This window comes from Gaiella sp. (genome assembly GCF_035558935.1).
Classification (GTDB): domain Bacteria; phylum Actinomycetota; class Thermoleophilia; order Gaiellales; family Gaiellaceae; genus Gaiella.
In genome coordinates, this window is sequence record NZ_DATMBZ010000061.1 from 1 (window position 1) to 18,067 (window position 18,067).

Genomic DNA, 18,067 nt, shown 5'->3' on the forward strand with positions numbered 1-18,067 from the left:
AGGCGAACGGTCGGGTCGAGATCGCCCTCGAGGAGCGCGTCGAGAGCGGGCTTGCTGTTGAGGCTGTCGAGCAGAATCGAGGGATACGTCCCTGCTGGGCCGCGCTCGCGCCAGCGACTGACGAGACGACGGTAGTAGTCCGCACTCGACTCCGGCCCCACACCGCCAACGATGCCGAGCATCCGCTCTACCGCCATCGCCCGATTCTGGCAGCCACCTGACGGCGCCACACGGCGCGGGCAGCGCTGGAGAGCATCGTCACGAAGGGCTACGCCGGGCCTCTACGGCCGGGCTACCGGGGCTGGACGAAGACGAGGAACCCGAGCTCAGGCGTCGGAAGTCAGAGATCAAGCACATGTGGCGTCGCTGCGACCGGGGAGCAGTCGCTGTCGTCCAGCCGTAGACGCCGAGAGTTGGGAACCGGCCGTCGCACCTCTGACCGGTTCCCAAGATCACGGCTCGGCTACGTGACGTTGACCCAGCCGTACATGTCGAACTCCGTGAAGTGCGGCCTGAGATTGCAGATCACCAGGTATCGCCCAGGCTGGTTGAACTGCTTCGAGACAGTCGCCGACGGGGACGGCGGCGCTGGCCCCACAACCGGACAGTCGGGGTCGTTGATTGGAACGGTCGACAAGTCTGAGTCGACAACATCGTCCGGCCCGACGCCCAGCGCGCAAACGGCGACCTGGTGTGGGACGATGTTGTTGCCCGTGGCACCAGCCACGCCGACCGTGAACGTGACCGTTCCACCAGCCGCGACCACCGCAGTTCTTGGAACCAGGTTGAATTGCGCGTTCGCGGACTGGTCATGCAGCACGATCCCGGGACCGACTGGACCGGGGCTACCGACGTCCGGGTTGCCGAACTGAACACTGGCGCTTCCGTCGGGACCGGCCATGACGGCCGCAGGCAGTAGGGCTCCCAGCGCAACAACGAGTAGAGCACCGCCTACCGCGAAGCGCGTGCGTCGCGTCATTTCTACCCCCCTAGTAGCTCGAGTGGGAGGGGACGCTACGCCTCTTCCACCTTGTAGTCAACGCCACAAACGCCAGCGGGCGGAGCTTCTGCCGCATCTAGGGAGCTACAGCAATACCGCACGCGCTCGGTGGTCGAGGGGTTGAGACAGGCGGCGTACGCGCGTTCGAGCTAGCTGCCCGGGTGACACTCGTTCGCGGCTGACGGTCATTCCGTGTCACGACCGTCCGGCCACGGCTCGCGGTCCTCGACCTCCGCCGCGTCATGAAGCGAGAGAACACCCGTCTGGTGAAGCTCGAATCGTCCCGAACATGCAGGGCACAGGCCAGATGCTGCGCCCCGTTCCTCATCGCGCCGGCTTCCCTCGACCGGCGGCGTCCCGCTTCCGACGCAATGACCGAGATCAGGAATCGTCACGGTGGAGCACTTACCCGCCTGACACGGGCGTCAACCACCACCGACGTTCGGTCGTCGACGCCGGACGCGGTGGGAGGATGCGCCTATGAGCGCTGATTCCCGGCCGAGTCTGGTCGTCGTGGATGCCAACGCGCCGGAACTGGCACGTATCGTCGCCGAACTCAACCGCCGCTGTGGCATCGATTACGCGATCGTGTCCGAGCGCTCGGGAAGCGAAGCACTGGCGCGGCTCGAAGCGATGGCTGCCGCGGACGAGGCGGTCGCGATCGTCATGGCAGACCAATGGCTTCCTGATCTGACGGGAGACGTGTTTCTTGCTCGAGTGCGGGATCTACACCCGCTCGCGAAGCGAGCGCTGCTCGTCTCCTGGGGAGCGTGGGCCGATCGTCCTACCGCCGCTGGAATCCACCGTGCTGTCGCGCTCGGTCATGCGGACTACTACGTGCTGAAGCCATGGCGATCGCCTGATGAGCTGTTTCACCGCACGATCGCGGAGTTCCTCCATGAATGGTCACGGGTTGCGCTGCCAGGCCCGAGCCCCATCGTTGTCGTGGCGGCGCTCTCGACCCGGCGCGCACATGAGATCACGACGCTGCTCATCCGTAACGGCGTACCGCACGCGGCGCATGACAGCAACTCCCGCGACGGGCGGAGATTGCTCGAGCAGTTAGGTCTCGCTGGATGTGAACTGCCGGTGGTTGTCTCGAGCGGCGGGTTGGTGCTTGTCGACCCCTCCAATGCCGAGCTTGCGGCGTCGTACGGAATGAGTACAAGGATCGATGGGCATGGAGACTTCGACGTCGCGGTCGTCGGCGCGGGCCCGGCGGGTCTGGCGGCTGCCGTCTATGCGTCGTCCGAAGGCCTGAGGACGCTCGTCGTCGAACGCGAATCGATCGGTGGGCAGGCCGGGTCGAGCTCGCTCATTCGCAATTACCTGGGTTTCCCGCGTGGAGTCAGCGGCGCAGAGCTCGCCCAGCGTGCGTTCCAGCAAGCGTGGATATTCGGTACGCGCTTTCTCGTGATGCAGGAGGTCGTCGATCTGAAGCAGGCCGGGGACTGGTTCACGCTCTCGCTGTCGAATGGGGAAGGAGCGCGCGCCCGCAGCGTGATTCTCGCTACCGGCGCGAGCTACCGCCGACTGGGTATCCCGTCCCTCGACGCGTTCATCGGTACGGGAGTGTTCTACGGCGCCTCGGTGGCGGATGCGAAAGCGCTGGCCGGTGAACATGTGTACGTCGTCGGTGGCGGCAACTCGGCCGGGCAGGCGGCGATGCATCTCTCGAGGCACGCGCGTCGCGTGACCCTGCTCGTCCGCGACGCCTCGCTCGAGACCCGCTTGTCGAGTTATCTGATCGACACGCTTCTCGCGGCACCCAATGTCGATGTGCGTGTCCAAACGGATGTGACTCGCGGCGAAGGTGAAGGTCGGCTCGAGCGGGTCGTACTGCGGGACATTGCGTCCGGCGCGGAGTCGACGGTGGAGGCGGCGGCGCTCTTCGTGCTGATCGGGGCAAGGCCGCACACTGACTGGCTTCCGCCTGAGATCGAGTGCAACCAACGGGGCTTCGTCCTGACCGGTAGCGACGCGGCCGACCCGACGCGTTCGCCGCTCGAGACCAGCCTCTCGGGCGTCTTCGCAGTGGGCGACGTTCGTCAACATTCGATCAAGCGAGTTGCATCGGCAGTTGGCGAGGGCTCGGGCGTCATCCAACACGTCCACCGGTATCTCGCGGCTCACCGCCAAACGCGGGATGCGCTAGACCGCTAGACGCAACGTGGAGTTGGCCGGCCGGCGTTGGTCGGTGAGGCGGGACGAGCCCTGCTCGCCGCCCCGCGCGAGTCCCCCGGCGCGCGCGACGAGGTCGCACAGCAGGCGACGGGAGAGAAACCGAATCCGGCAAGAGGCGGTTCACCGCACTGCTCACTCGTGCTGCCCGCACCGTTCTCGCGTGCGCGGCCTCCTAGGTTTGCGGCCGTGACCACGGCCGAGTTCTCTCTTCCTCCGGCGACTCTTGCGGCAAGCGACAGGGGCGGCCGCAGCGGTGGCGCGCTTGCGCTCGCGGCGGGGATATTGGCCGCAGCGCTGCCGCTCGTCGGCCTGGTTTCGCTTCTGCTCCGCGAGCAGTTCGATTTGGACTGGTCCAACCACGCCGTCCATTTCGCCGTCTTTCTGACAGTCGGCGTCGGAGTCTTCCTCCTCGCCTTCACCGCCGGCGAGGCGGCAAACCGTCGCGGCGACGCTCGCGTGCTGCTGATCTCGCTCGCCTTCCTCGCCACCGGGGGGTTCCTGAGCCTCCACGCAATAGGAACGACCGGAATTCTCTTCGCACACGAGCACGCGGGATTCAAGGTCGCGAACCCCATTGGCCTCGTCCTCGGAGCAGTCTTCGCCCTCGCCTCCGCCTTTGCCGATCTCCGCCCCGCGTTTGCTCCGCTCATCGTCCAACACCGCACCGTGCTTCGCCGCGCCGTGCTCGCCGCCTTGGCCGTGTGGTTCGTCTGGACGGTCGTGGAGGTGCCGCCGCTCGACGAACCCGCCAACGAAGGCGGCTCGCATAGCGTCCTCGTAATCCTGGCCGCGCTCGGTGCCGTCGCGTACGCCGTCGCCGCCGCGCGCTACTGGACCGTCTATCGCGGCCGACTCGCGCTACTGCCCGCAAGCATCATCGCCTGCTTCATCCTGCTCGCAGAGGCGATGATCGGCGTCGCGCTGACGGGCGAACGCGCCTGGCACGCGAGTTGGTGGGAGTGGCATGCCCTCATCGTCACTGCCTACGCCGTGGTCAGCTACGCCGCGCACCGTCAGTGGCACAACGAGCGATTCCGAGGGCTCTACCTTCCGACAACGCGCGAACGCGTGCAGTCAGTGAGCGTCCTGTTCAGCGACCTCGCCGGTTTCACAGCGTTCGCCGAGCGGGCGGCACCCGAGGATGTCGCAAACGTGCTCAACACGTACTACACCAAGGCGGCACCGCTCATCACACGCGGATTCGGCGGTCAGATCGAGAAGTTCATCGGCGACGGGATGATGGCCACGTTCAACACGCGCGGAGATGAACCCGATCACGCGGTACGCGCCGCTCGCGCCGCGCTGGCACTCCAGCGTGAACTCACCGCCGTCGCCGACGCCAACCCCGGCTGGCCGCGGCTCCGTGTCGGCGTCAACAGTGGCGTCGCGGTCGTCCGAGAGATGGGCGGCGACGGGTTCGTCGCGTACGAAGTGATCGGCGATACCGTCAACACCGCCGCGCGACTCGAGAGCGAGGCACCCGACGGCGAAGTCCTGATCGGTGCGGAAACGCGACGAGCGCTGCCCGACGGCAGCGACGTGGAACCCGTCCTTGGACTCCGCGTCAAAGGCAGACAAGAACCTGTCGATGCATACCTCCTTCGCGCACTCCCTCCGCCGCAATGACCCATTCGCGTTCGTGAGCTTCGGTGGGCCGGCCCTTCAGTGAATGGTGGCGGGTGCGCTCGCTACGGTAGGGCCGTGACGGGGAACCTCCTCCACGGCTGGCGCGTGGAGGAGTACGGCCACTCGCGGGACGGCGTCGCTCTGCGGGCGTTCCTCCCGGAAAGCGGCCCGACCGCCGGTCTGCTCGTCGCGGCCCAGCACGGCGAGGAAGCGGTAACGGCCCTGCTTGCGCGTCGCTTGCTCGAGCGGGTCTCGGGAGACGCGACTCGCTGGGTGGTGGTGCCCGTCGCCAACCCGGATGGGCTGATCAACGGCACGAGGCAGAACGCGGCCGGAGTCGACCTGAACCGCAATTTTCCGGCGACGACGTGGCGATCGGACGACTCGTACACGTATCCGCCCGGGATCGAGGACGAACGGCGAGTGGTCGCGAACCGCACGAATCTCTCCAAGCCGGGCGAGCACCCCGGTTCGGAGCCCGAGACGCAGGCGCTGATGCGCTTCGTCGAGCGCGTGCAACCGCCGCTCGTGATCGACGTCCACAGCCCTCTCGAGCTCCTGCTTCCGCGCGGCGATGTCCCTCCGGCCATCGTCGAGTCGCTGAGCCGTGCAGCGGACCTGCCGATCGTCGACGACGTCGGGGGGCCGTGCCCGGGCGCGTTCGACGACTGGCTTCTGGAGGTCGGGATTCCGGCGATCGTCTACGAGGTCGAGCACGGCGGGCTGCCCGCCCTCTGTGCGCGTCACCTGCCCGGCCTCGAGGCGCTTCTGCGTTCCCCGAACGGCGGCGTCAGGCCATCCTGACCGGCCCCGGTCGGCGGCGTCGGGGAGGCCGGACGTACTCGACCCGGGTCACTGCCGCCCGTCTGTGCGTCGTCAGCTCGCCGGTGTAGGGCGCGTCGAAGGTGCCCGAGGTCGGCGGCACGTCGCAGTAGTCGCGTCCGACCGCGACCGTGAGGTAGCGCAGGCCGGCGCGGCGGTCGTGGGTGGGGTCGATGGGAATGGCGCGCAACGCGTCATCGTCCTGGGGATGCTGGACGAGCACCTCCACCCACGCATGTGTGCCTCCGTCGCCGAGCACGTGGCCGGAGACGTACCGGGCGGGCAACCCGCACAGCCGGCAGAGAGCCAGCATGCAGTGCGCGTAGTCCTGGCAGACTCCGATCCCGCCCGCCCAGGCCTCCGCCGCGGTCGTCGTGACCGCGGTCTCACCCCAGCGGTACTCGAGGTGCTCGTAGACGCGGCGGCTGATCCGCTCGGCCAGCTCGAGGCCCTCGGCACCGGTGCTCCGGAGCTCATCTGCCACCGCACGCAGGGCGTCGTCGGGGCGGGTCAGCCGCGAGGTGTCGGCGAAGCGCTGGTCGAAGGAGATCGCGTCGGGGGTGTCCCTGCCGTCGACCGAGGCCTCGCGCTCGACGACCGCCCATGTCGTGAACGTCACTTCGCGCTCGACGTGCTCGAGGCTCAAGTCGAGGACGACGTTCCCGAACGTGTCGTACGAGCGCTCGGTGTCGATGTCGCAGCCCGAGACCCGGATCTTGTGCGTGAGCAGGCGCTGGTCGTCGTGGTAGTCGGGCGGGACGACCATGAGCCGGTGACGTAGCGCCGTGATCGGTCCTGGATACTCGTAGGAGAAGCTCTGCTGGATCAGGACCGTCGTCTGCCGGACGTTCGGCCAGTCGATCTCGTCGTCGTCGATGCTGCCGAGCGTGGCGATCAGGTCGCCGAGCGTCTCTCCCTTGTCCGCGAAGCGGGAATCCGCAGGAGCTGATTCCCACCGCTCGATCCCCGCCTGCGGCGGTCCAGATCCCTGAAGGCGCCCGCTGTCGCGGTCGCTGCTGCCGCTGTTCACAGTGCCGACGACGTCGGCTCGGCCGCCAGCGCGGCGTCGTCGGGCATCTCGTCCGTCCAGACGGCCATGCCCCGCAGGCTAGCGGGGCCGTATGTCGTCACCATGGCGACGTCGACGGCGTCGCGGCCGCGGCCGATCGGCAGCCGCCCGATGCGAGGGGTGTTGAAGCGCGCATCGAACGTCCACCAGCTCGAGCCCAGCCATACCTCGAACCAGGCATGGAAGTCCATGGGCGGATACGGGCCGGGGATGCCGATGTCTGGCATGTACCCGAAGACGTACCGGGCCGGGATGCCGAGCGCTCGGCAGAGCGTCACGCCCAGATGGGCGAAGTCGCGGCACATACCGCCGCGCCGCTCGAAGATCTCGAGCGTGGTCGTGGCGGGCACGCTCTCGACGCCGTACGCGACGTTGCCATGGATCCAGTCGCACACCGCCTGCACACGCTCGACCCCCGGCGTGGTGCTGCCGAAGAGCTCCCACGCGCGGTCGGACATCGTGTCGGACTCGCAGAGCCTGCTTGCGAGCAGCCAGTGGAGCAGCTCGTCGGGGAGCGCCTCGACGCGGTGCTGCACGTCGTCCGGACCGGGGACGGGATCGGGATCGGGCGCGACCGTGACCAGCGCGTCGTACGAGAACGTGGAGACTCCTTCCGGAAGCAGGAGGCGGCGGCAGCGGTTGCCGTAGAGGTCGACGAAGCTCGTCGCCTCGACTGCCGGCTCACTGATCCAGCGCTCGGCGACGATTCCGCCCGCCGCCTCGAAATGCGGCTCGACGAGCACGACCGCCGGGGTGGGACTCGACGCCTCGTGCTCGAAGCGGCAGCCCAGCCGTAGCCTCATCCGTCGCCCTCCCGACGCTGCTGCTGCTGCTGCTGCGGCTGCTGACTCGGGGGCCCGTCCTCCGGCCGTAGCTGCGCTCGTGGCGGCGGCAGCTCATCGACCCAGAGCGGCTCGGTTCTCCCGCCCATCGCCCGCGTCATGACCGTGCCGCGCTGAAACTGCCGCATCGCACCGAGGTTCTGGATCGCGACCAGCCTGGTGGTGGGCTCCTCGTCGCCGACGCGCAGATGCGGCGCCGGACCGAGCCCTTCGAGCGACTCGCAGGTCACCTCCACCTCGAGCTCCGCGTGACCGCCGCCCTGGTAGGTGCCACGCAGCACCGCAACGTCGGCGTAGTCGCGGCCCACGCCCAGCTTGACGTGTCGTCCCGTGCACGGCGTTCCGAGCGTCGCATCGACACCGAGCCAGCCGTAGGGCGGGACGTACGCCTCGGCCCAGGCGTGCGAGGCGCTCGCGACTGCGACGCCGCCGAGGTAGCCGCTGACGTAGCGAGCCGGCAGACCGGCGTGTCGGCAGAGCGAGATCAGCACGTGCGCGAAGTCCTGACAGACGCCCGATCCCCCGGCGAGCACCTCGGCGACGGAGCTCTCGACGGTCGTGGCACCGACCCGGAACTCGAGCCGTGCGCGCACGTGGTCGGCGGCGCGGGTGAGAAACGCCAGCGCGCTCGTCTCCGGATCCTCGGCCAGGATCACCTCCGCGACAGCGGCCGACTCGTCCGCGAGTGGGACGTAGGCACTCGGGCCGAGGAACTCTGCGAAGTCGTCCGCAAGCGCTTCGTTGCTCGCGAGCTCCCGGATCGCGGGCGAAGCGTCGGCCTCCCCCGCGGGCGGGCCCGCGAGAGGCTCGTCGGCCTCCGCGTGGGTGACGACATCGCTCGTGGCCTCGATCACGAGACGGTCGTGCAGGTACGCGACGCCGAAGTCGTGCACGGCATTGCCGTAGTAGTCCCGAAACGAGATCACGGTCGCCGGCGGCTCGATCAGGAGGTCGAAGTCGAGCAGAGTCTGCCGCGCGCCGGCGAGCGGCTGCAACCGCACCTCGTTGAAGCTCTCGAAGACCTCGCTCGCGTAGCGGTAGCTCGTTCGGTGGCGGATCCGGTACCTCACGCCATCACGTCCTGCGCGGTCAAAGGTCGGTGGGCGAAGAACTCGTCCTCGACCAGGTCGCCGATGCGGTAGCAGCGGCGCTGGATGTCGAGCAGCGATTCGTGCAGGCCTCGATCGAGTAGGTCCTCGAGCCGCTGGTAGGCGAACTCCGCGTGCAGACGTCCCACCTCTCTCCGCGCCTCGCTTCCGGTACTTGCGCCCGGCATCGGCTCGGAGCCGTTGTAGCCGGGGGCCTGCTCGCTGATATGGGCGAGGGCAGCATCGACCTTCCCGATCGAGAACCGGATCGAACGAGGCAGGACCGCGGAGAGGATCAGCAACTCGATCACCGCGGTCGGCCGGATGCCCCTGCTCTGGATGCGGTGGTACGACTCGTACGCGGACAGCGAGCGCAGCAGCGTTCCCCACGGCTGCGGGTCGTGCGCCGCGGCCGCCAGGGCATCGTGATCGCCGCGCTCGACGTTCGCGCCGACGAGGAGCCGGTAGTTCACGTCGATCGTGCGCGCCGTCCACTCCGCCCGTTCGAGGAACTTGCCTGCCTGGAGGAAGTACCACCCCTCCTCGCGAGGCATCGTCGAGTCGGTGACCCCCTGGAGCAGCTGGCTGAAATCGACGATCGAGCGGCAAAAGCGCGTGGTGCTCTCGGCGCCGGAAGCCGCCTGCCGCCGCCGACCGGGCCGCTGCACGTCGAGATGGAAACGGTTGAGCGCCTCCCACATCTCGGTCGCGACCTGGTGGCGCATCGTGTGCGCGTTGTCGCGAGCCCGCGCGATGCACTCCACGATCGAGTTTCCGTTCTCGGACGAGAAGATCAGATGCAGCGGCACGCTCTCCTCGGCGCCGTCCGGGCCCCCGGGCGGGAAAGCCGTGTGCTCGCCGACGATGTCGATGAGCGCCGCCCAGTGACGCTGCCGGCGCGCTTCCGCCTCCGCGGTCGAGCCCATGACGACCGTGTGCCTGAACGTCGCCTCGGTGAGCCGGGCCGTCTGCTCGGCGCGCTCGACGTAGCGTCCGATCCAGTACAGCGACTCCGCCATCCGACTCAACATGGTCCGGGTCCGCTCACTGGAGCACCCAGGTGTCCTTGCTGCCGCCGCCCTGGCTCGAGTTCACGACGAGGGAGCCGCGGACGAGAGCAACACGGGTCAGGCCGCCGGGCAGCACGCTGATCCCGTCCGGCCCGCTCAGGACGTAGGGCCGCAGATCGACGTGCCGGCCCTCCAGGGTGCCGGACTCCCCCTGCTCGTCGCGGACGAAGGTCGGATGCCGCGAAAGCGGGATCACCGGCTGGGCGATGTAATCGCGCGGGCTCGCGATGATGCGCGAGCGGAAGTCCTCGAGCTCGGCCTCGTCCGCCGTCGGGCCCATCAGCATCCCGTAGCCGCCGCTCGCGTTCGCCTGTTTCACGACCAGCGACTCGAGGTTGCGGAGAACATGATCGAGTTGCTCGGGATCGCTCGGCAGGTACGTCGGCACGTTGTCGAGGATCGGCTCCTCGCCGAGGTAGTAGCGGACGATCTCGGGGACGTAGCGGTAGACCACCTTGTCATCGGCGACGCCCGTGCCGATCGCGTTCGCCAGCGTGACGTTGCCCGTGCGGATCGCGCCGAGCAGCCCCGCGACGCCCAGCATCGACTCGGAGCGGAACGCGAGCGGATCGAGGAACTCGTCGTCGATCCGGCGGTAGATGACATCCACCTGCCGCCGCCCTGTCGTCGTGCGCATGTAGACGCGGTTCTCGAGCACGAAGAGGTCGCGGCCCTCGACGAGCTCGACCCCCATCTGCTGGGCCAGGAAGGCATGCTCGAAGTAGGCGGAGTTGTAGATGCCCGGCGTCAGCACCACGACACCCGGCCCGCCGGCGGCACCCGGGATGGCCCGACGCGGCGAGAGGCCGACGAGGTTGTCGAGGAGCTGTCCTGCGTAGGAGTCGACCGAGCGGACGCCGAGCTCGGAAAACCAGTCGGGCAGCGTCCGAGTCATGATCTGTCGGTTCGCGAGCACGTACGAGACGCCGCTGGGTGTGCGCAGGTTGTCCTCGAGGACCATCCAGCGACCGTCGTCGCCCCGAATCAGATCGCAGCCGGCGACGTGGATGTACTGGTCGTCCGGAACATCGATGCCGACGACCTCACGGCGAAAATGGCGCGCCAGCACGACGAGCCGGCGCGGCACGATCCCGTCCCGCAGGATCTCCTGCCCGTGGTAGACGTCGTGGAGGAACCGGTTCAACGCCCGGATGCGCTGTCGCAAGCCCGCCTCGACGACCGCCCACTCGTCGGCAGGGATGATGCGGGGAATCGGGTCGAACGGCAGGATCCGCTCGGCGCCCTGCTCGCCTTCGGAATAGACCGTGAATGTCACACCGCGGTGCAAGAAGGACCGGTTCGCGAGCTCCGTGGCACGCCGAAGGTCGGGGCCGTCCATCGACGCGATCTGCGCGATGAGCTCCGCGTAGTGGGCTCGCGGCTCAACGACGCCGGCGGAACCATGCTCGAACGCCTCGTCGTAGAAGCCGCCGGTGTCGTAGCCCTCCCGGAACACGCCGCCTGGTGCGGACTTCGGCATTGCCGGCTTCGTCAACCCGCTACCCCGCCGCGCCGAGCTCGCCTCAAGCTAGCCACCTGAAACAGAACCTAGCTGCTGCCCGGAAGCGGGCCATGATCCGCGCCATTTCAGCGCACTGCCTGGGGGGCTTGGTGGGGCGCTCGGCAATTGGCGATGACTCGCCATCGAAGGATCGAGGTCGCCTCGTCGAACGGAGTTCGTCCGGGTATCGATTCGGGAGCTCGGCGGTTCGGCTTACATCCTGGGACGCAACCCGGAAATCGTGGGGACGCCGCTAGATTCCGAGCAACTGGCGAGAGGAGCGGCCGTGGCGGACCGAATCGCGGAGAAGCGGGTCGGCGTGTTGGGAACGGGGGAGGTGGGGCGGCGCCTGGCCTCGGGCTTCCGGGGACGTCGCCATGAGGTCACAATCGGGTCGCGCGACCCCGAGAAGCCGGAGCTGCGCGAATGGCTGGCCGCAGAGGGAGCGGGGATTCAGGCGGGCACGTTTGCCGAGGCGGCCGCCGCCGGGGAACTCGTGGTTCTCGCCGTTCTTGGTGACGCGGCAGAGGAGGTGATCGCCGACGCGGGCCGAGATAGCTTTGCCGGCAAGGTCGTGATCGACGCGATGAATCCGCTCGACTTCTCGGCCGGCTTCCCACCCAAGCTTTCGATCAGTGGCGAGGACTCGCTCGGCGAGCGTGTCCAGCGCGCGTTGCCCCACGCCAAGGTCGTCAAGGCGTTCAACATCATCGGCAACCCGTACTTCGTCGACCCCAATTTCAGCGAAGGACAGCCGACAATGCTGATTGCGGGGAACGACGCCGGGGCGAAACGCACCGTCACCGACCTGCTGGCCGATTTCGGTTGGTCGGACATCGTTGACATCGGCGGCATCGAGGGCTCACGGGAGCTTGAGGCGATCTGCATCGTGTGGGTGAAGATCGGCGGCCTCCGCGGCGCCTGGGATCACGGCTTCAAGCTGCTCGTCGGCTAGTACCAGGTGGCGCCCTGCCGCAGCCTCAGGCGAGTCTGGCGAAGGGGGAACCAGGGGCCGGAACGCCGACGCTGTTGGCCGGGGTCGCGCATGATCCCCATGGATACGGGAGCTGTAGTGGGCCTCCCAGCGCGACGAGACCGCCAAGGCGCCGACTTCGTTCCCAGAGATGTGCGCATCGGGCATCACTGGTACCGACCCAGGCGGTCGGCGGTTCAACCATGGGGCCGACCGGGCTGGCTGGTCGCTGACCAGAAGGTCGCCCACCTGGGTATTGGTCGCCCTGGCCGTTCCTCGTTGATCTAGCAACTTGATCGCTAAGACGAACCGTCAAAGAGGAGGCAGCGAGGGCACAGATGCGCTAAGCGCAGCGTCGAAAGACGTGAGTGCAAGGGAGTTTCACCTCACCCTGCGGTGGGAACAATCGTCGCGCAATCTCGACGAAAGGAACGGCATGGGAATCATCGCGTTCATCGTTTTGGGTCTGATCGCGGGAGTGATCGCGAAGGCGATCATGCCGGGTGACGACCCTGGCGGGATCATCGTCACTGCGATCATCGGGATCGTGGGTGCGCTGCTCGGCGGCTTCATCGCCGCCGCTTTGTTCGACGCTCACCCGCTCGACGAGTTCTTCGACATCTCCACCTGGCTTACGGCGATTGTCGGCGCCATCGTTCTCCTCGTGATCTATCGCCTCGTTGTGGATCGCGGCCACGGCGGCCGTACCCTTCGCGCCTAACGACTGATGCTGGGACGCCCCGGGAGCCTCGGTGCTCCCGGGGCGTCTGACGACGGCGGCGCCGCCCTCGCGCTCGTTGGATGCACTTCGCTAGGAGCTCGAGCAGGGAGCCTCATGAGCGGGCAACGCTCGCGCGCTTGTGCTGGCGGAGCAGGTCGCCTCCTGGGATTGTGAGCCAGTGCCAACAGGCTCTAGAGGCGGCCCTGTCCGGGTCCCTGGCAGCGAACCAGAAGGTCGATCCCTCACGAAAGACCGCGCTCGGAAGACGATCGCGAGTAGCGGCCCTATCACACGGCGGCCTGGCGCTCACGTGGCCGCGACATCCCTGAGCCGGCGAGGGCCGACTACCCTTCGCCGATGGTGCTGGCAGCGTGACCGGCTGGGAGACATCGGAGCACGTGCTCGAATCCGGCGGCTTCGAGTCGCGCCAGCGGGTGCTCGTGGCGGAGCCCGTGGTCGAGGCGTCCGAGGCCGGCGCCCGCACGCTCGGTGTCACCTACTGGCAGGCGGTCGACCGCTTCACCCGCGGCGGCGTCCGCGCGAGCTGGACGGGCGGCGGAGGCAAGCTGAAGCTGCTCGGCGGTGCGACGCTGCTCACCTTCGGGCCGCCTGAGCTCTCGTTCGACGGCGGACTGGTCAGCTGCCGACACGCGATCCAGGGTGGACTGCTCGCGCTCCGAGCCGGCGGCGCCGTCACACTCGCACAGCGACCCGAGGGCGATCAGCAGGAGCTCAGCGTCATGGTCGAGGAGTATCTGCCGCGGCTCGCCGCCCGCGCGGGTGCACCGCCGTGGACAGGGATGCTCTACGCGAAGGGGCAGAGCCCCTTCCATGCCGCGGTCAGCCGGCGCTACTTCGAGCTCCTGCTGCGGAGCCGGGACTCGTGAACGTCGCCGTCTTCGGCGCAACCGGCGTCGTCGGCCGGGCGCTCGTGCCCCTGCTGGCCGAGCATGAGCTGACCGCGGTCTCGCGCACCGCCCGTGACGAGCCCGGCGCCCGCTGGGTGGTCGCCGACGCGGCGAGCGGCGACGGCGTCGCCGCGGCCGTGGAAGGTGCGGACGTCGTCTACTACCTCGTCCACTCGCTCGGCGCGCGCGACTTCGAGGAGCAGGATCGCGCGGCGGCGGAGACGGTCGCGGGCGAGGCGGCAAACGCAGGCGTACAGCAGATCGTCTACCTGGGCGGGCTCGGCGCCGACGGCCCCGACGCGTCGCCGCACCTGCGCAGCCGCCGCGAGACCGGACAGCGGCTCGCCTCCGCGGGCGTCCCGGTGACGACACTGCGCGCGGCCATGATTGTCGGCAAGGGGAGCGCCGCCTTCGAGACCATCCTCGGCCTGGTCAAGCGGCTCCCGGTCATGGTGACGCCGAGCTGGGTCTCGACCCCGACGCAGCCGATCGCGCTCGACGACGTCGCCCGCTACCTGGCCGGCGTCTGCGGCAATGAGGCCACGTACGGCGAGGGCTACGACACGGGTGGGCCGGAGGTGATGACCTACCGGCAGATGATCGAGCGGATCGCTGCCCTGCTCGGCCGGAAGCCGGTGATCGTCGAGGTCCCCGTGCTGACGCCGTACCTCTCCTCGCTCTGGCTCAACCTCGTCACGCCGGTGAGCGCGTCGGTCGCGCGACCGCTGGTCGAAGGACTGCGCAATCCCACGATCGCACGCGAAGAACGGATCCGAAAGCTGCTACCGCTCGAGCTCACCCCGTTCGACGAAGCGGCGCGACGAGCGCTCGCGTGAGCAGCGCGGGCACCTACCCGGCCCGGTGGTCGAAGATCTCCTCCATCCAGTGCAGGCACTCTCTTGGCGTGCTGTCTCGTTGATCACTCTTCGAGTCTTGTCTTGTTGATGTCGGCGATGGGGACGCTGTGAGCCTCCCGGAAGGGTTCAGCCTGCGTTCGGCCCGCGACGAGGATGCCGAGCGTGCGGCCGAGCTCGTCAATGAGGAGGCCCGTGCCCATCTCGGAACGCCGATCTGGTCGACCGACCAGGTGCTCCGGCACTGGAGCAACCCGGTCGTCGACCGCGAGCGCGACGTCGCGGTCGTCGAGGCGCCAGGCGGGGAGATCTGCGCCTGGCTCTCGCTCGTCTGCGGCCCTCCGCACGTCGAGGTCTTTGCGCTCGGGGTGGTCGGTCTCGCCTGGCACGGGCGCGGGGTGGGCGCCTGGATCCTTGCCGAGAACGAGCGGCGCGCGTACCGGTTCCTCGAGCTCGCGCCGGCCGGCGCGCGGGTCGTGATCCACGCTGGCGCGCTCGCCGACGAGCCTGCCGTCGGGGCGTTGCTGGTGGCGGCCGGCTACCACGAGATCCGCCGTTTCCAGCTTATGCGCGTCGACTTTGCAGGCGTCCCGCCGGCCGCGAACGTCCCGGCAGGCATCCGCATCGACCAGCTCGACCCCGACCTCGACGTCGAGGCCGCTTTCGACGCGCACCGCGAAGCCTTCGCCGACCATTGGGGCGAGACGGACGAGACGCCCGAAGAGTTCCGGCACTGGCTCATCGACACACCGCGGTTTGACAGGGAGCTGTCGCTCCTCGCGCGGGACGGGTCGGTCATCGCCGGGTACGTGTTCGCGTGGGCCGACGCGGAGGAGGACCCGTCGCGCGGTTACGTCGCGGCACTCGGCACGCGTCGTCCCTACCGCGGCAAAGGGATCGCCTCGGCGCTGCTGCGGCACGTCTTCCGCACGCTGCTCGAGCGTGGCAAGCGAGGCTGCGACCTCCACGTCGACTCGGACTCGCTGACGGGCGCCACGCGCGTCTACGAGCGCGTTGGCATGACCGCACACCCGCGCTTTGCCACTTGGGAGAAGGAGTTGCGGCCCGGGAGCGCCCCCCGGGCGTGAGCGACAGCTCTCGGCCTGTGCGGTGATCTCCGACCTCGCCTGGCGTGCGTTGTCCAACTTGGCGGCACTCGTGCTACCAGCGTGCCACCAAACCGAGCGAATCGGACAGGACTGAGATCACCCAGGTCCACGCAGAGAAGCCGGGAGACCTGTACCGATCTGCCGCGCCGGCTCCGAGCCAGACGACGCGCGGCGACGTGCGGCTACCCGGCTCGATCCGGACGTACGATCCTCGGCGGAGGATGACCCGCCAGCCACGCGCATCGGACACGTCGGGCGAGGAGCGTGACGCCGACGACGCACGGCGCCGCGCCGAGGAGCTGGAGGACGGCAGCCTCGACCCGGACGAGCTCGACGGCGAGCCCGACTGGTGGGACGAGGGCTCGGACGACGAGACCTGACGAGGGACGCACGCGGGGCGCGGAGGTGTCCGACTGACGTCGGACACGAGTAGTCGGCAGGTTCGGTTGGCCGCACCCGGTGGTCGTGGAGGCCGCATGGCGGAGCACATGGCGCGTCCGCCACCGTTGATCGAATGGCCTCCTTCCCCCCACGCAAAGCGAGAGATGCGTTCGCGTCACCGTCGCCCGTGCTCTTCCTCGCGCTGTTCGCGAGCCAGGCGGGGGTGCTCGTCCTCTCGCCGATCCTGAGCGACGTCGCGGACGACTTCGGAGTGTCGATCGCAACCGCCGGTCAGCTCCGGATCGTCGCGGCGCCGCTCGCCGCGGTGGTGGCGCTTGCCGCGGGGCGCGCGCTCGTGCGGTTCTCGCCGCGGGCGCTCCTCGGCGTCGGCAGCGCGCTGCTCGCAGTCGGCTCCGTCGCGAGCGCTGCCGCGCCGACGTTCACCCTGCTCGCGCTGGCGCAGGTGCCGATGTGGGCGGGGATCGCGACGCTGCTCGCGGCCGGCGTCGCCGCGGTGGCAGCGTGGAGCGAGCCCGAGCACCGGACGCGCGTCGTCGCGCACGCGCTCGCCGGGCCGCCGTCCGCGTGGATCGCGGGCATGCCCATCATCGGCCTCGTCGCGGAAGTTCACTGGCGGCTCGCATTCCTGGCTCTGCCGCTGCCCGCGGCGCTGCTCGCCGGGCTCGCCGTCGCCGGCCGGCCACGCGACGTCCCGCTGACAGGCAGGGGAACGTCGCTCGGCGGCCTACTGCGGATTCCGAAGGCGAGACGGTGGGCGCTCGGCGAGCTGATGGCGAACACCGCCTGGGCCGGGACGCTCGTCTACAGCGGCGCGCTCCTCACCGAGCACTACGGGCTCTCGACCGCAGTGACGGGATTTGCGCTCGGCGCCGTCGCCCTTGCATACCTCCTCGCCAATCGCCGCGCCGGGCGCCTCGCGCAGGACGCCGCGCGGTGGACGATGCTCGCCTCGAGCCTCGGCGCCTCGCTCGCCGTGGCCCTGACCTGGGGCCTCACGGTCGGTGTGGCGATCACCCTGGTGGTCTTCTCGCTCGCCGCCGCGTTGGTGGCGACGCGCATGGTTGCCGCGACCGTCTTCGGGTTCACCGTGGCGGGTGAGCTCGGGCGCGAGGTCGGCGTCGCCCGCGCCGTGTCGACGCAGCTCGGGTACCTGATCGGCTCGCTCGCCGGCGGCGGCGCCTACGCCCTCGCGGGGTTCGACGGGCTCGGCGTCGTCTTCGGCGGGCTCTTCCTGGCCTCGACGCTGCCCTACGTCGCGGTGCGCGTCGCTCGCCGGCCGGCCGTGGCCACGGAGGGAGCACGCCCGTGATGCAGACCCGGTACCTGACGCTCGGTCGCGGGCCCGGGCTGATCGTCCGGCCGCTGCGGCACGGGGACGCCGAGACGGTCGCGGCGGTGTTCGAGCGCCTCGGCGAGTCGTCGCGCCGCAACCGGTTCAACGGCCCGAAGCCGCGGCTCTCGACGGCGGAGCTCGAGCACCTCGCCGCGGTCGACGCGACACGGCACGTCCTCGTCGCGTACCTCGAGGGCGACGAGCGCCCGGTCGCGATCGCCCGCCTCGTCCGCGACGGCTCGTCCGCGGAGATCGCCTTCGAGGTCGCCGACGAGCACCAGCGGCTCGGCATCGGCTCGGCGCTGACCGCGGAGCTCCTCGCCGACGCCCGCGCCGCCGGCATCACCGAGGTGACGGCCCTCGTCGCAAGCGACAACGCCGCGGCGGTGAGTCTCCTTCGGAGAGTCCTCGACCGGCTCGAGGTTCGCTTCGAGGGGCCAGAGCTCGCGATTCGCGCTGCGTTGGCCTGAGCCCGGCGCCTGCGGAGTTCCCCCGATGCGCCTCGTGCTCGGTGGTGCGAGGCTGACGCCAACAGCGAACGTGGAGCTCGTCGAACGAGAGGAAC

The 18,067-nt window shown here is 69.1% G+C and carries 17 protein-coding genes and 1 pseudogene; 11 read left to right on the top strand and 7 right to left on the bottom strand.

Annotated elements, in window-relative coordinates:
• Window positions 1-197: pseudogene (locus VNM44_RS05925) on the bottom strand (hypothetical protein); the annotation flags it as partial.
• Window positions 198-463: 266 nt separating this feature from the next.
• Entirely contained in the window at window positions 464-820 is a 357-nt protein-coding gene (locus tag VNM44_RS05930) for a hypothetical protein (RefSeq protein WP_325623676.1), read from the bottom strand.
• A 660-nt stretch (window positions 821-1,480) separates the two neighbouring features.
• On the opposite strand from VNM44_RS05930, the gene VNM44_RS05935 reads away from it, so the two are divergent.
• The 3 genes from VNM44_RS05935 (at window position 1,481) to VNM44_RS05945 (ending at window position 5,614) form a co-directional block, all read left to right on the top strand.
• Window positions 1,481-3,163 carry an FAD-dependent oxidoreductase gene (locus VNM44_RS05935; RefSeq protein WP_325623678.1) on the top strand — a complete coding sequence of 561 codons (1,683 nt, stop codon included), beginning with the start codon at window positions 1,481-1,483 and terminating at the stop codon, window positions 3,161-3,163.
• Between the two features lie 27 nt (window positions 3,164-3,190).
• Complete coding sequence (locus VNM44_RS05940; protein WP_325623680.1) at window positions 3,191-4,810, top strand: adenylate/guanylate cyclase domain-containing protein; 1,620 nt, start codon at window positions 3,191-3,193, stop codon at window positions 4,808-4,810.
• A 75-nt stretch (window positions 4,811-4,885) separates the two neighbouring features.
• Window positions 4,886-5,614 carry a M14 family zinc carboxypeptidase gene (locus VNM44_RS05945; protein ID WP_325623682.1) on the top strand — a complete coding sequence of 243 codons (729 nt, stop codon included), beginning with the start codon at window positions 4,886-4,888 and terminating at the stop codon, window positions 5,612-5,614.
• Here the strand turns inward: VNM44_RS05945 and VNM44_RS05950 are convergent.
• The 5 genes from VNM44_RS05950 to VNM44_RS05970 are packed head-to-tail and all read right to left on the bottom strand — an operon-like array spanning window position 5,601 to window position 11,181.
• Entirely contained in the window at window positions 5,601-6,662 is a 1,062-nt protein-coding gene (locus tag VNM44_RS05950; protein WP_325623684.1) for a transglutaminase family protein, read from the bottom strand. The genes VNM44_RS05945 and VNM44_RS05950 overlap by 14 nt on opposite strands.
• Complete coding sequence (locus VNM44_RS05955; RefSeq protein WP_325623686.1) at window positions 6,659-7,504, bottom strand: transglutaminase family protein; 846 nt, start codon at window positions 7,502-7,504, stop codon at window positions 6,659-6,661. Before VNM44_RS05955 ends, VNM44_RS05950 begins: the two co-directional genes overlap by 4 nt.
• A complete protein-coding gene (locus VNM44_RS05960; RefSeq protein WP_325623688.1) occupies window positions 7,501-8,613 on the bottom strand; it encodes a transglutaminase family protein in 1,113 nt (370 codons plus the stop codon). Before VNM44_RS05960 ends, VNM44_RS05955 begins: the two co-directional genes overlap by 4 nt.
• Window positions 8,610-9,650 (bottom strand): alpha-E domain-containing protein, encoded by a 1,041-nt coding sequence (locus VNM44_RS05965; protein WP_325623689.1) that lies wholly within the window; start codon window positions 9,648-9,650, stop codon window positions 8,610-8,612. Before VNM44_RS05965 ends, VNM44_RS05960 begins: the two co-directional genes overlap by 4 nt.
• A 25-nt stretch (window positions 9,651-9,675) precedes the next feature.
• A complete protein-coding gene (locus tag VNM44_RS05970) occupies window positions 9,676-11,181 on the bottom strand; it encodes a circularly permuted type 2 ATP-grasp protein (protein ID WP_325623691.1) in 1,506 nt (501 codons plus the stop codon).
• Window positions 11,182-11,488: 307 nt separating this feature from the next.
• Here VNM44_RS05970 and VNM44_RS05975 point away from each other — a divergent pair, with 307 nt between their 5' ends.
• From VNM44_RS05975 to VNM44_RS06010, 8 genes are all read left to right on the top strand, one after another.
• Complete coding sequence (locus tag VNM44_RS05975; RefSeq protein ID WP_325623693.1) at window positions 11,489-12,157, top strand: NADPH-dependent F420 reductase; 669 nt, start codon at window positions 11,489-11,491, stop codon at window positions 12,155-12,157.
• Window positions 12,158-12,611: 454 nt separating this feature from the next.
• Window positions 12,612-12,896 carry a GlsB/YeaQ/YmgE family stress response membrane protein gene (locus VNM44_RS05980; protein WP_349258019.1) on the top strand — a complete coding sequence of 95 codons (285 nt, stop codon included), beginning with the start codon at window positions 12,612-12,614 and terminating at the stop codon, window positions 12,894-12,896.
• 371 nt (window positions 12,897-13,267) lie between these two features.
• Window positions 13,268-13,783: a hypothetical protein gene (locus VNM44_RS05985; protein WP_325623697.1), complete on the top strand. Its 516-nt coding sequence runs from the start codon at window positions 13,268-13,270 to the stop codon at window positions 13,781-13,783.
• Window positions 13,780-14,640, top strand: a complete 861-nt coding sequence (locus VNM44_RS05990) for an NAD(P)H-binding protein (protein ID WP_325623699.1) — start codon at window positions 13,780-13,782, stop codon at window positions 14,638-14,640. Before VNM44_RS05985 ends, VNM44_RS05990 begins: the two co-directional genes overlap by 4 nt.
• 128 nt (window positions 14,641-14,768) lie before the next feature.
• Window positions 14,769-15,746 carry a GNAT family N-acetyltransferase gene (locus tag VNM44_RS05995; RefSeq protein WP_325623701.1) on the top strand — a complete coding sequence of 326 codons (978 nt, stop codon included), beginning with the start codon at window positions 14,769-14,771 and terminating at the stop codon, window positions 15,744-15,746.
• Between the two features lie 242 nt (window positions 15,747-15,988).
• Entirely contained in the window at window positions 15,989-16,147 is a 159-nt protein-coding gene (locus VNM44_RS06000; protein WP_325623703.1) for a hypothetical protein, read from the top strand.
• Window positions 16,148-16,281: 134 nt separating this feature from the next.
• Entirely contained in the window at window positions 16,282-17,478 is a 1,197-nt protein-coding gene (locus VNM44_RS06005; RefSeq protein ID WP_325623705.1) for an MFS transporter, read from the top strand.
• Window positions 17,478-17,972: a GNAT family N-acetyltransferase gene (locus VNM44_RS06010; protein WP_325623707.1), complete on the top strand. Its 495-nt coding sequence runs from the start codon at window positions 17,478-17,480 to the stop codon at window positions 17,970-17,972. Before VNM44_RS06005 ends, VNM44_RS06010 begins: the two co-directional genes overlap by 1 nt.
• Window positions 17,973-18,067 lie beyond the last annotated feature (95 nt).

Bases quoted from the DNA above. Each gene is read 5' to 3' on its own strand.
- VNM44_RS05935 (WP_325623678.1), top strand. From the start codon at position 1,481: ATGAGCGCTGATTCCCGGCCGAGTCTGGTCGTCGTGGATGCCAACGCG.
- VNM44_RS06010 (WP_325623707.1), top strand. From the start codon at position 17,478: ATGCAGACCCGGTACCTGACGCTCGGTCGCGGGCCCGGGCTGATCGTC.
- VNM44_RS06000 (WP_325623703.1), top strand. From the start codon at position 15,989: ATGACCCGCCAGCCACGCGCATCGGACACGTCGGGCGAGGAGCGTGAC.
- VNM44_RS05980 (WP_349258019.1), top strand. From the start codon at position 12,612: ATGGGAATCATCGCGTTCATCGTTTTGGGTCTGATCGCGGGAGTGATC.
- VNM44_RS06005 (WP_325623705.1), top strand. From the start codon at position 16,282: ATGGCCTCCTTCCCCCCACGCAAAGCGAGAGATGCGTTCGCGTCACCG.
- VNM44_RS05965 (WP_325623689.1), bottom strand. From the start codon at position 9,650: ATGGCGGAGTCGCTGTACTGGATCGGACGCTACGTCGAGCGCGCCGAG.
- VNM44_RS05970 (WP_325623691.1), bottom strand. From the start codon at position 11,181: ATGCCGAAGTCCGCACCAGGCGGCGTGTTCCGGGAGGGCTACGACACC.
- VNM44_RS05955 (WP_325623686.1), bottom strand. From the start codon at position 7,504: ATGAGGCTACGGCTGGGCTGCCGCTTCGAGCACGAGGCGTCGAGTCCC.